Consider the following 13188-nt stretch of genomic DNA (forward strand, 5'->3'; position numbering starts at 1 on the left):
CCGCGGAGGCGGGCCATCTTCCTTGTATGTGCGCCATGAGCTGCACCGGGTGGTGCCGGGCCGCGTGCGCTAGCCTTGCCGGATGAAGTACTGCTCCACGTTGGTGTTGCCGGGGGTGAGCAGGAGCCAGTCGGACACGGCCTCCTCGGGGACGTTGCGGAAGTTGTTCTTCACTACTCCCACGTGTGGCAGCACACCCACCGTGCCGATGTTCCAGAGGTTGATGGAAGCGTTGTCGAAGAACTGCTCTGCCAGTGGCGGCAGCGCATCAGGCGAAGCTCCTCTGATCTGGTCGTACAGGGCGTACTGCTGCTTCACCTCCTCCGGGGGTTCCTCCCCTTGTTGGCCCCGGGTAAGATTCCACGTCCACCACTGGACGGCGTTACTCTCGTAGACGCCGGGAGCGCCGAAGGGGACGAAGCGGTCCGGCCGGATCAGGGGAGTGGCGCAGTAGTCCATAGTGCCCACACTCACGTCAGTCTCCCCCGCGCCGGCGCGCTCGGCCACCAGGGTGCGATCTTCCTCCTTCGGGGTCATGCGAATGCCGATCTCCTGCCACTGCTCCGACATCATCTGAAGCACGTCTCTCCAGGGGCCGAACTGAGGGAAGTACTCCACGGTGAGCAGCAGCGGCTGGCCGTCCAGGCGCAGCCGGAAGCCTTCACTGTCTCGCTCGGTGAGCCCCAAGTCGTCCAGAATGCCGTTGGCCTTCTCCGGATCATGGTCAGCGTAACGGAGGGCATGCTCCTCCTTGAAGTACGCTGACTGAGGAATCAGGGAGGCCTGCCGCGGCGTCCCGAAGCCCTGATAGGCGAGCTCATTGATGTCGGAGCGATTGATTCCGTGGGACAGCGCGATCCGGAAGTCGAGGTTCGCCAGCAGCTCACGGAGTCCCGGGTCCTTGTGATTCATGTTGGGGAAGAGCAGGCAGTTGGACCCCTCGGCCAGAGTCCACTTCATCACCCGGTAGTCGCCCTTCTCGGCGTTCTCGATGAACAGGGGGTAGTTACTCCACATGATGTGGCGGAACTGCATGTCCAGTTCGCCCGCGACCGCTTTCAGGTTGAGCAAGTCGGAGTTCTCCACCACGTCGAACTGCACCCTGTCTATGTAGGGCAGTTGGTTGCCTTCGGGGTCGGTCTTCCAGTAGTAGGGGTTGCGCTCGCAGAGTATGGGGATGTCAGGCGGGACGCGGGTTGGAATCCAGGGTGTGAGTCGCGGGTGTTCTGGGTTGTCCCACAACCTGCGATTGGCGAAGTACTCCCACCAGTTCTCGAACTTGGCGTCTTTGGTCTTCTTGTCCAGCTCGTCCTTGGCCACGTACTTCGGGTGGAACTGGGTCAGGTAGTGCTTCGGGGCGCAGATGCGGTCCTGCAGTCCATCGGCGCCGGCCATGACCTGGATGTAGAGCCCGTAAGGGCTACCGAACCTGATCTTGAAGGTGTAGTCGTCTACCTTCTCGAGGACCATGACCTCGTCGTTCACCGGATCTCGGAAGTGCTTGGGGATAGTGGGGGTGATCTCCTTGTTCAGGAGGATGTCCTCGTACCAGAAGACGAAGTCATCGGCGGTGAGGGGCTCCCCATCCGACCATCTGGTGCCCTCGCGGAGGTAGAAGGTGAACTCGGTGGCATCCTCGCTGATCTCGAAGCTCTTGACGAGATTGGGCGATACGGATACCAAATCCTCATTCCAGCGGACGAGGTTCTCATATCCCAGGCGGCTGAAGATGATACTGGCATCGCCAGGCCCGACGGCGCAGCGGTGCCAGGTGCCGCCGTACTGGCCGATCTCTTCGGTGACGGGAATCACCATGGGTTCCTTGGGCAGCCGCTCCTCCACTGGGGGCAAGGTGCCCGCCTGTACTCTTTCGGCCAGCATGGGGGCCTCGTTGTACTTGGCAGCCGGCACCTCAGCCGGGGCGGTAGTCGGGGTAGGAGTGGCTTCGGCCACCTCGGCAGGAGCCTCGGTGGGGGTCGGCGCGGGAGCGGCGGGGGCACAGGCTGCCGTGAGCGCGAGGGAAGCGGCTATGCCAGTGCACTCAAGAAACCGACGTCTGTTGAGCCTGATCTGAGACATGTCTGGCCTCCTTGGCTTGGGCAGAGACCATGTGGGGGAAACGATGGCTAGTGCGGTCTCGGCGTCACAGCACTAGCCCAGCTCTCTAGCATACCCTCCTCCTTTCTGCTTCCCTCCGGGTATGTCGGGGCAAGGGGCTGCTGTGCGGGGCTGTAGGTGCCAGGCGTGCCCCGGTGGTCTCGGGGCCATCGGGGCTCGCCTGTTCGCCTCGCCTCGGCTGGCGCCGGAGGCTATCCCTGTCTGATGAAGTACTGCTCCACATTGGTGTTGCCGGGCGTGAGCTGCAGCCAGTCAGACACCGCCTGTTCGGGGACGTTACGGAAGTTGTTCTTCACTACTCCCACGTGCGGCAGCACACCCACCGTGCCGATGACCCAGAGGCGATCGGAGAAATGGTCGAAGAAGTCCTGCGCCAATGCTGGGAGATCCTCAGGCAGAGCTCCCTTGATCTGGTCGTAGAGGTCCATCTGGCGGCGAATGTCGTCCGGCGGTTCCTCTCCCTCCACGCCACCGCTGTTGTACCAGGCAGCGTACTGAATGGCCCAGTTGTAGTTGGACGACAGGAGCGGGCCCCACCACAACGGCTCGATCAGCGGCGTCAGGCAGCGGTCCATGGTCCAGATGCCGATATCGCGCTCGTTGGCCGCGCCGCGCTGGTCGAAGAGAGTGCGATCTTCTTCCTTGGGGATGCCACGGATGCCGATGGTGGCCCAAGTGTCGCAGATCATCTGCACCGTGTCGCCCCACGGCCCGAACACCGGCGAGTACTCGATCACGAAGGTGAGGTTGGTGCCATCAGGACGCAGGCGGAAGCCATCTGCATCCTTGGCTGTCAGCCCTAGGTCGTCGAGGACCTGGTTGGCCTGATCCGGGTCGAACTCGGCGTAGAACGTGGCGTGCTCTTCCTTGAAGTAGGGGTTGAGCGGTATCAGCGAGGCCTGTCTGGGAGTACCGAAACCCTGATAGGCGAGCTCGTTGATCTCGGAACGATTGATGCCCAGCGAAAGGGCGATGCGGAAATCGCGGTTCTCGATCAGCTCTCGCAGCCCCGGGTCCTGGTGGTTGTGGTTGAGGAGTAGCAGGACATTGGAGCCCTCGGCCAGAGTCCAGCGCATGACCCGATAGTCTCCGCTCTCGGCGTTCTCCACGAACAGCGGGTAATTGGTCCACAGAAGGTGGCGGAACTGCATGTCTATCTCGCCGGCTACCGCTTTGAGGTTGAGCAGATCCGCGTTTTCGACGATGTCGAACTGGACGCGGTCTATGTAGGGCAGCTGGTTGCCTTCCGGGTCCACCTTCCAGTAGTAGGGGTTGCGCTCGCAGACGATAGGGATGTCGGGCGGCACGCGGGTGGGCTGCCAGGCCCAGATGTGCGGCTGTTCCGGGTTCTGCCAGTTGCGCTTCTGGCCGAAGAGCTGGGTCCAGTTCTCGAAGTTGGCATCCTTGACCGCCCGGGCCAGCTCGTCGGCATCGGCATACTTGGGGTGAAACTGCTCCAGGTAGTGGCGCGGATAGTCGGTGATGCTGGTGGCAGGTGGGCCAGCCAGTATCTGAATGAGCAGGCCATAGGGGTTCTGGCACACGAAGCGGATGGTGTAGTCGTCAACCTTCTCCAGCACTACTGGTTCGCCAGAGGGATCGCGCAGCCAACGAGGGATGGTAGGTGTCATCTCCTCGTTGAGGAGCACGTCCTCGTACCAGAACACGAAGTCATCTGCGGTGAAGGGTTCACCATCCGACCAGCGCATTCCCTCGCGCAGGTAGAACGTGAACTCGGTAGCGTCATCGTTGATCTCGAAGGCGCGGGCCACGTTGGGCACCACATCCGAACCGTTTTCGTTCCAGCGCACCAGGTTCTCGTAACTGAGACGGCTGTTGATGATGCCGGCGTCCCCGGGGCCGACGGCGCAGCGGTGCCAGATGCCGCCGTACTGGCCGATCTCCTCCGTGACCGGGATAACCATGGGCTCCCTGGGCAGGCGCTCCTCCACCGGGGGAAGCGTCCCCGCTTGCACCATCTCGGCCAGCCCGGGTGCCTCGCCGTATCTGCCTGCCGGCGTAGGGACTGCCTCGGGGGGAGCGGTGGTGGGGGCGGCGGTGGCCTCGGGAGCCTGGGTGGCAGTCGGCGCGGGAGCGGCGGGGGCACAGGCTGCCGTGAGCGCTAGGGAAGCTGCTACACCGGCAGACTGCAGGAACCGACGTCTGGTAAACTTGTTGCTCTCCATATCACCCTCCTCTAGAGCGAATAGTCGCACTCCGATAGGGCTGGGTCTGGTGGAGCTGCGTTGGACAGTCAGGGTTGCGGCGTCAGGTCATCGCTATCTCCCTCCTCCCTACCGGTTTGGAGCCGTCCCTGGTCCCTCGCCGATGGCCGGCCGCTGGGCGCGGGGAGGGCGGAAGTCCGCCCTCCCCGCGCTAGGGCTAGCTCTTGATGAAGAACTGCGAGGTAGGATAGATCTGCGGCGGCTGCGTGGGATAGCCCTCCTCGGGCACGTTGCGGAAGTAGTTCTTTGCCACCCCGTAGCGGCCGGCGTCGGGCTCGGCCAACACGCCGATCTGCCAGATGTTCTCAGCATGGAGTTGCAGGGCGGCCTTCTGCATCTCAATACGCCTGTCCGCCGAGGTCTCGCCCATGATCTGCTCGTACATGTCCTGCAGTTGCTTGATCTCCGCCGGCGGTTCCTCCCCTTCCTTGCCACCCGAGGCGTACCACAGGCCCCACTGCGGCGCCCAGTGCTGGTTGCCTTCCTGAGTGCAGAAGGTTTCACGCAACACCGGCGGGTTGCCGGCGAAGCCCAGGTTGGAGGCGTAGGAGGCGATGTCGTGGCTTAGGCCGTGGACATACGGTACCCAGAGACGCTGCTCGGTGGGCTTCACCACTATCTCGATGCCCACTTCGCCGAGATAGTCCTTGATGATCTCCTGGATCTCGACGTTCTCCGCCGGCCAGGGGGTGAAGACCGAGTTCACCAAGGACAGCCTCTGGCCATCGGGGCGCAGCCGATATCCCTCCGAGTCTCTCTCGGTGAGGCCCAGTTCGTCTAGCAGTTGGTTGGCTCTATCGGGATCAAACTGGATGTAGGCGTCGGCGAAGCTCTGCTCAAACCAGGGCGAGGCCACAGCGCAAGTAGCGGCGCTGGGAGTGGCCAGACCCTTGAAGAGCAGGTCGTTGATCTCATTGCGGTCGAAGGCGATGGAGAAGGCGATACGGAAGTTGAGGTCGTGGAAGAGTTGCTTCAAGAATGGGTCGCTGTGGGCATAGTTGAAATAGATGGTGCCATAGTTGGTGCCCGGGTTCACCAGGCTGATGATGCGATAGTCGCCCTTCTCCTGGTTCTCGATGACGGTGGGCCGATTCGCCAGCCCTCCGGGAGCGCTATGCCACTCGAAATCCACCTCCCCCGCTACAGCCTTGAGGAGGGCAGCCTCGGCGTCGGGCACCAGCGTGCGCTTCTTGCCGTCCAAGTAGGGCAGCTGGTTGCCGGCCGTGTCCACCTTCCAGTAGTAAGGGTTGCGCTCGAAGACGTGTACTGGCTGGTCCACCGTGTTCTGCACCACCCAGGCGGACAGGTAAGGGCAACCGGGGTTGTTCCAGCTAGCTGCCTTGGCCCCGTAGAGGTCCACCCAGGTGTCGAACCCCTCCTCGGCCATGGCCGCGTCCAGCTCCTCCTTGCTGGCGTACTTGGCGTGGTACTGCTTCATGTAGTGAGCGGGGGCGTACATCCACTGGTTGGGCAGGATCTCCTCGAACATGCCATTGGGGGCAGCGAAGGTGATCCTGATGGTGTAGTCGTCCACCTTCTCCACTACAGCCGGCTCCCCCGCCCGCTGGAAGGCGGATGGAACGGTGGGTGTGAGCTCGGCGTTCAGGGCCACGTCCTCCCACCAGAACATCACGTCGTCGGCGGTGAAGGGCTCGCCGTCGCTCCAGCGCACCCCCTCGCGCAGGTAGATGGTGATCACGGTGCCGTCTTCGTTCCACTCCCAGTTCTTGGCCAAGACGGGCACCAAACCGGTGAAATCGGGGGTGTAGGTGATCATGGGCTCGAAGAGCGAGTACCATTCCTGGTAGAGACTGCCGGTGGTGACGGTCTTCCAGTCGCCACCGTACTGCCCTACCTCCTCCACCGGGGTGATCACCAGCGGCTCGCGGGGCAGGCGCTCCTCCACCGGGGGAAGCGTCCCGGCCTGCACCATCTCGGCCAGCATCGGAGCCTCTCCGAAACGCGAGGCGGGGACGGGCGTCTCCGCTGCCGGCGCCTCCGCGGGAGTGGCCGTAGCCGGTGGGGCTTCGGTGGGCGCGGGGGTGGCACCCGCGCAGGCGCTGACGGCAGCCACCGTGGCTGACAGCCCGGTGACCCTCAGGAAACTGCGGCGGGTGAGAACTTGCCTCTCCATCATAGTCCTCCTCTCTGAGGTGTGGCGGGAACGGGGAGACTCCAGCTCGGCGGCCCTAGTCCCGTCCGGGCCACGGGTGAGGAGCCGGTCCGTCCCTAGCGGCCAAATAGCATGATGTGCTAACTCGTGGCTACTCTATGGCAGGGACAGGCAGTCGTCAAGGGCGAGTACGAGCCAGCCGACTTCTACGTCGGGGCCGGAACATCCCCTCGTGAGCGCTGTGAGCCGTCTATCGGGCGTAGGGATCAGCAGCGTCGCGCAGACCATCCCCCACGAAGTTGAAGGAGAGCACTGCGAGCACCACGAAGACTCCGGGCCACATGAGCCAGGGGGCGGTGGCGACGGTGCGCACGTTCTGCGCCTCCCGCAGCAGCACACCCCAACTGATCACGGGAGGCCGCAGGCCCAGCCCGAGGAAGCTGAGACTGGTCTCGCTCAGGATCATGGCCGGGATGGAAAGGGTGAGCTGGGCGATGATGTGGCTGGTAAACGCCGGCACCATATGCCGCATGATGACGCGAGCCTCGCTAGCGCCCACCAGGAGGGCTGACATCACGAAGTCCTCCTCACGGAGGGCAAGGAAGCGCCCGCGCACGACGCGAGCCATGCTGGTCCACCCGATGAGGCTCAAGATGATGGTTATGCCGAAGTAGACCCGGAGCACCGACCACTCTTTGGGGAGGGCCGCCGATAGCGCCAGCCACAGGGGGATGGTAGGGATCGAGCGCAGGAACTCAATCAGTCGCTGCATGATGGTGTCAACGATGCCCCCATAGTAGCCTGAGACGCCCCCCAGAACGATCCCGAGTATGAGGCTAAGGAAGACGCCTACCAGGCCGATGGAGAGCGATATGCGCGCCCCGTAGACGATGCGGGAGAACTGATCCCGCCCCATGCGGTCAGCGCCCAGGAGGAAGAAGGTACCCGGCTCCTCCACCCCGAAGAGATGCACGTTGCTGGTAAAGGTGCCCCAAAGCCGGTATGGCTCGCCACGAACCAGGAACCTCACCGGATGAACGGCCTCGGGATTGGGCTCGAACACCAGGGCCAGCGTCTTGGGGTCGCGTGAGCCTTTGAGACCGTACACGAAGGGGCTCACCAGCCGGCCATCGCGGAAGAACCGAATGGGCTGAGGAGGGGCAAACGAGTAGGTGACGTCGTAGGAATCGGGGCTGTACGGGGCCACGAACTCGCAGAAGATGGCGATGAGGGCGAACAGCCCTAACAGCACCGACGAGAACATGGCCATCCTGTGCTTGCGGAACCGCCACCACATCAGCTGCCACTGCGAGGCTACGAAGATGCGCTCGGTCTCCTCCGCCTGCGGCGCTTCCTCAGGCGGGGGCAAATCCCTCACAGAAGTGACGGGAACTGGCCCAGCTCTAGCTTCCAGGGGTTCCTGCACTGTTGTTTCCTTCTAGCCTGCCGTATATCGAATGCGCGGATCCAGAAACGCTAGCAGGATGTCGGAAATGAGCGTGCCGATGATGGTGAGCACGCTCAAGAGAAGAACGAATGTGGCGGCCAGGTACATGTCTTGGACCATGAGAGCGTTAAGGAATATGGGGCCGGCCGTAGGTAGGCCGAGGACCACGGAAACGATCATGGCTCCGCTGATGAGGCCCGGCAGCGCCCAGCCCGCCGTGCTCACAAAGGGGTTGAGGGCGATGCGGACGGGATACTTCATGAGGAGCTTGCTCTCCTTGAGCCCTTTGGCCCGCGCCGTCACCACGTAGGGCCGGCGCAGCTCGTCCAGCAGGTTGGCGCGCATGATACGGATCATGTAGGCGGTGCCACCGAGGCCGAGTATGACCAGGGGCACCCACATGTGTTTGATCAGGTCCCACACCTTGGCCATAGACCACGGCGCCGACTGGTACTCGTTGGAGAAGAGGCCGCCCACGTCCATGCCGAATGACGAGTAGGCAATCCACATCAGCACCAAGGCGATGAGGAAGTCGGGTATGCCCACGCCGATGAAAGAGAGACTGGTGAAGAGGTAATCGGCGGGGGAGTACTGGTGGGTGGCGGAATAGACGCCCACGGCAAACCCGATGATCCAGGTGAACACCAGGGTGCTGAAAGTGATGGCCACCGTCAGGCCTAGGCGCTCCCAGATGAGCACCTTCACGGGACGGTTCCAGCCGAAGGACTGCCCAAAGTCGCCGTGGAGCACTCGCCACAGCCACTTGACGTAACGCTCGTAGATGGGCCTGTCCAGCCCGTATTGCTTCTCCAGGGCAGCGAGGATGTCGGCGTCAACCGTATCCCCCCGGGATGCCAGCTGGGCCCGGTAGGCGGTCAGGTAGTCGCCGGGTGGGAGTTCGATGATGAGGAAGGACACAAGGGTTATGGCGAGTAACACCGGTATGAGAAGAAGAACGCGTCGGGCGATGAAGCGCGCCATCTCCGGTGGCTCCTCCTTCTAGAGAGAGACAGGGAGAAGCAGTGAAGGGGAGACGCGGAGACAGGGTGAGGGTCTCCGCGTCTCCACGTCTCGTCTAGGCTTGCCTGATGAAGTACTGCTCCACATTTGTGTTGGCCGGGGTGAGCAGGTGCCAGTCGCTCACCGCCTGCTCGGGTACGTTGCGGAAGTTGTTCTTGACGATGACGACCTCAGGTGGGGCGTTGCAGGCGCCGAGCACCCACACGTTCTCCCGGTTGAGATCTATGATCTGCTTGAACAGGTCTATCTGAACCTGCGGGTCGGCCGCGTCCTTGACCTGGTCGTAGAGCTCCTGCACGGTGCGCAGATCCCCCGGTGGCTCCTCTCCGGTGGCGCCGCCACTGGTATACCACTGAGCGTAGGGAATGGCATGGATGGATTCCAGAGACAGGGGGAGGAACCAGCGCGGGTCTATCATGGGGTTGAATTCGGCACTGCCCGTCCACATGCCCATGTCATGCTCGTTGGCTTCCTTGCGGGAGTAGAACAGGGTGCGGTCCTCCTCTTTGACTACCACCTGGATCCCGAGCTCCTTCCAGTAGCCGACCAGCAGCTCGGCGATGTCGCCCCAGGAGCCGAACACGGGCGCGTACTCGATGTTGATCACGATGGGCTTGCCGTCGGGCCGCAGACGGATGCCCTCGGCATCCTTGTCCGTGAGGCCCATCTCGTCGAGGAGGGAGTTGGCGCGCGGAACATCGAGCTCGATGAGGTTCTTCGCCTGCTCCTCGCTGTAGACCGGCGATGAGGGCAAGGGCGATACCTGGTTGGGCTCGGTCATGCCTAGGTAGATCAGCTGGTTGATCTCCTCGCGGTTGATGCCCAGGGACAGGGCCCAGCGGAAGCGCTTGTCGCCCATGATCTGGCGCATGACCGGGTCGGCGTGGGCCACGTTGGGAGCGATGACGCTGTCAGTGATGTAGCCACGCGTCCAGGTGAGGATGCGATAGTTGCCGGCCTCCGCTTCCTGACTGAAGACGGGGAAGTTGCTGAAGAGCATGTGACGCAGCTGCATGTCCACCTTGCCAGAGAGGGCCATCATGTTGGCCGTCTCGGCATTCTCCGCCAGAGTGAACTCGATCCGGTCAATGTAGGGCAGCTGATTGCCCGCGGTGTCTACCTTCCAGTAGTACGGATTGCGCACCACCGTCATGGGCTCATTGGGCGGGATGACGGACATCTTCCAGGGCCAGAGGACGGGCAGATCGGCATTGACGTTAGGGTCGCGCATGTTGGCGAAGTACTGATACCAGAACTCGAAGCCGGCCGCCTTAGTTGCCGCCTCGAGTTCGTCCGCATCAGCGTAGTCAATGTGGAACTGCTTAAGGTACTTGGCCTGAGACTGGGCCCAGTCATACCCGTTGGCCGAGGCCAGGTAGGTGAGGAACAGGCCGTGCGTCTCCGGGAAGACGAAACGAATGGTATAGTCGTCCACCTTCTCGATCGTGCCCGGCTGCCCTTTGGCCTTGAGCCAGGTGGGGAAGGAGGGGGTGAGCTCGGTATTCGACACTATGTCGTTGAACCAGAACACAATGTCATCGGCGGTGAACGGCTCCCCGTCGGACCACCTCATGCCTTCGCGGAGATAGAACGTGAAGGTCTTGCCGTCTTCCGACGCCTCCCAGGCTTTGGCGGCGTTGGGCACAAACGCAGACCCATCCACGTTCCAGCGGATCAGGTTGCAGTAGGACAGGCGGCTGTTCATTATGTTCTCTGTGGCGCCGACCCGGACTCTGTGCCAGGTGCCGCCGTATTGGCCAATCTCCTCCACCGGCTCCACGACCAACGGCTCTTTGGGCAGGCGTTCCTCCACCGGAGGAAGCTGCCCGGCAGCGACCATTTGGGCCAGCATGGGGGCTTCGTTGTACTTGGATACGGCTTCGGGGGCGGCGGTGGCAGCTGCGGCGGGAGTGGCAGTCGGCTGTGCCGGCGCTGGGGTGGGTTCAGGCGGTTGTGTAGGTGCCGCTGCGGGGCCGCAAGCGGCAACTGCAGCGGCGGAGGCGGCCAGTCCGGCGAACTTGATGAAGCGGCGTCGGCTCAACACGTCACTCGTCATCTCATCCTCCTCCGAGGGTTCATGGGCGCCTGTCGGCGATGTCTCACCGATGGCGCCATGACGGTTCGCGCTGTCTAGGCCGTGGTGTATGGCACTGGTTCGTTGGCTACCTGCAGCTCAAGCTCGATCCCGATCCACGTGGTATCCGAGGGCATGAGGCCTCAAGCCCACTGGTTAGATCAACTATAACAACTCAGCCTGGCTACGTCAATGTGTTGCAGCCTGCGCTCGCGTCAGGCCTCGATTCGGAGCTCGCCGGGGAGCTGCGCCGCCCTCCAGAACAGCCGCCCCACCGGCGCCAGCCGGACCCCAGCCCGGTCTCAGCCGTTCCAGGAGAGCACCGTCTCCACCATAGCTTTGTACTGGGGATAACACCTCTCCCCCTGGCCCCGGATGTACGGGGAGGCGGTGGGCGAGACGATAAGCCCGCGGCGATCGTCGAAGGTGTCCCGGATCAGGGCCCTCACTTCCTCGGCGATCTCCTCCGGGGTGGCCTCGTACATGCGGGCGATCTGGATGTTGCCCTCCAGGGTCATCCTGCCCCGGGCCGCCTCCTTGGCCTCTCGTGGGGTGATGTCGCCCATGGGAGGGGCCTCGAACGGATGCAGCACGTCCACTCCTTCGTCCACGAACCCCTGTATGACCTTCTTGATGCTGGCATGGCAGTGGACGTGCACCCGGCCGCCCGCTTCGTGGATCAGGTCCATGATGGGCTTGTCGTAGCGGACGTTGAAGTCGTAGAAGTCCCTAGGCCCGTGCAGCGGGGGCACGATGTACTCCTGCCCTTGCATGTTGAAGTAAGGGCCGATGCCCTGGGCCAACAGGCGCTTCAGGACGTTGATGGTAACCTGCATGTGCCGTTCGAGCATGGCGTGCAGAATGTCGCGATCGGTGATGGACATGATGGCGAACGTATCGGAGCCGCAGAGGGCGGCCACCGTGCCGCCGGGGTTGGACCCCAGGCTGGCCTCCACGATGCCGGCCTCGCCCATCTGAGCCAGGGCGGCGTCGTATCCAGACCGGTCGATCTCCCCTATCTCGGGCAGGGGCAGGGAGAGGTACTTCTCCGCGTCCTCCCGGCTCTTGATGAAGTAGGTCTCGTCCAGGCCCGGCTGGCCGTGCAGGCTCTCCAGGCGGGTGGAGCGCAACTCCCCCTTGGGAGTGACCAGGATGCTGATGTGACGCTCGAAGTCCTGGCTGTAAGGCTCCACCGAGTGCCGCACCTCGGGCCGGGTCTCGAACTGACGGGCGTTCCAGCCCACCTTGAGCTCGCCGTGCTCGGCGAACAGGGCCTTGACCCGGTCGTAGGTGGGATCGCCGGCGGGGTAGCCGGTGCGGGTATACACCGCAGGGCGGTCCATCTCCTCGTGAAAGTATGCGCGTCGCAGGCGTTCTTTGCGCGTCATGCTCTTCGCTCTTCTCCCTCAGGCGCTCCAGGCTAGGCCGCTCTCCCCCGGGGACCGGGCTGGCCACCGACATCGTACGAGCATCGCTGATCAGTGGCAAGAGCCCGGGGCACTCCTGCAACAGCCTCAGGGCCCGCCTCAAGTCACCCGTTGCCCAGATCCTGCCGCGTCTGGCGACGCGGACGGCTCGCAGGGAGACTTCGGGCTGCCCGAATGCTCTCCTGTGCTCCTGCGTCAGACCAAGGGGCTGGCCTCGCCTTCTCTCAGGTCAGAAGCTGAGGCTCCGCCCAGGCGCCAAAGAGCCTTAGCACTCTGTGGCGGGCCCAAGGGCAGGCTTGGCGGGATCCGCCTCAGAAGCCCGGCCGGGATGGGGCTCGCACCAAGGCCTATCCCCCAGGTAACACCTCAGGATCGGGGGGACGGGTCCTGAGACGAGCACCGCCGCTCAGGTGCTTCGCTGCGCCCAGACTACGAGAGCAAGCCCCGGCGGCATTGCGGGTAGGCCTTCCCGTGGAGCAGTGCGCACTCCTCAAGGGGGACTCGAACGCCGTCGCCTTGCCCCCGCAGACGGCGGCGGAGGGTGGGCTGAGAGCTTGTGTTGCAGCCGCCCACGCGGGTCTACCCCGTGCGACTGCCGTCTGAATACGTTCGTCCCCCGATCCTGAGCTCTTCCTGCGCCTAGGGCTTTCTCAAAGTCGAGCCAGCGTTGGGCGAGCTGCCATCTGACGTGGACCAGAAACCACCGCCCGCCAGCGAGCAGGCAGGGAACAGAGGCGATGCAGCGTCCGATACCGCCCAGCCTG

The 13188-nt window shown here is 63.4% G+C and carries 7 protein-coding genes; all 7 read right to left on the reverse strand.

The features are described from left to right. Positions 1-69: 69 nt before the first annotated feature. A complete protein-coding gene (locus HPY83_15515; GenBank protein ID NPV09353.1) occupies positions 70-2079 on the reverse strand; it encodes an ABC transporter substrate-binding protein in 2010 nt (669 codons plus the stop codon). A 230-nt stretch (positions 2080-2309) separates the two neighbouring features. Continuing rightward, on the reverse strand, positions 2310-4304 hold the full coding sequence (locus HPY83_15520) for an ABC transporter substrate-binding protein (protein ID NPV09354.1): 1995 nt from the start codon (positions 4302-4304) through the stop codon (positions 2310-2312). Positions 4305-4500: 196 nt separating this feature from the next. After that, a complete protein-coding gene (locus tag HPY83_15525) occupies positions 4501-6477 on the reverse strand; it encodes an ABC transporter substrate-binding protein (GenBank protein ID NPV09355.1) in 1977 nt (658 codons plus the stop codon). Between the two features lie 229 nt (positions 6478-6706). Next, complete coding sequence (locus HPY83_15530) at positions 6707-7753, reverse strand: ABC transporter permease (GenBank protein ID NPV09356.1); 1047 nt, start codon at positions 7751-7753, stop codon at positions 6707-6709. Between the two features lie 141 nt (positions 7754-7894). Next, positions 7895-8884: an ABC transporter permease gene (locus HPY83_15535; GenBank protein NPV09357.1), complete on the reverse strand. Its 990-nt coding sequence runs from the start codon at positions 8882-8884 to the stop codon at positions 7895-7897. A gap of 94 nt (positions 8885-8978) precedes the next feature. Next, positions 8979-10979, reverse strand: a complete 2001-nt coding sequence (locus HPY83_15540; protein NPV09358.1) for an ABC transporter substrate-binding protein — start codon at positions 10977-10979, stop codon at positions 8979-8981. Between the two features lie 320 nt (positions 10980-11299). Continuing rightward, positions 11300-12385: a hypothetical protein gene (locus tag HPY83_15545; GenBank protein NPV09359.1), complete on the reverse strand. Its 1086-nt coding sequence runs from the start codon at positions 12383-12385 to the stop codon at positions 11300-11302. Positions 12386-13188: the final 803 nt, after the last annotated feature.

Source organism: Anaerolineae bacterium (assembly GCA_013178015.1).
In the GTDB taxonomy this organism is placed as follows: Bacteria; Chloroflexota; Anaerolineae; order DRVO01; family DRVO01; genus Ch71.

Coding starts and splice junctions, on each gene's coding strand:
- HPY83_15525 (NPV09355.1), bottom strand. CDS start 6,477: ATGGAGAGGCAAGTTCTCACCCGCCGCAGTTTCCTGAGGGTCACCGGG.
- HPY83_15530 (NPV09356.1), bottom strand. CDS start 7,753: ATGTGGTGGCGGTTCCGCAAGCACAGGATGGCCATGTTCTCGTCGGTG.
- HPY83_15540 (NPV09358.1), bottom strand. CDS start 10,979: ATGACGAGTGACGTGTTGAGCCGACGCCGCTTCATCAAGTTCGCCGGA.
- HPY83_15515 (NPV09353.1), bottom strand. CDS start 2,079: ATGTCTCAGATCAGGCTCAACAGACGTCGGTTTCTTGAGTGCACTGGC.
- HPY83_15520 (NPV09354.1), bottom strand. CDS start 4,304: ATGGAGAGCAACAAGTTTACCAGACGTCGGTTCCTGCAGTCTGCCGGT.
- HPY83_15545 (NPV09359.1), bottom strand. CDS start 12,385: ATGACGCGCAAAGAACGCCTGCGACGCGCATACTTTCACGAGGAGATG.
- HPY83_15535 (NPV09357.1), bottom strand. CDS start 8,884: ATGGCGCGCTTCATCGCCCGACGCGTTCTTCTTCTCATACCGGTGTTA.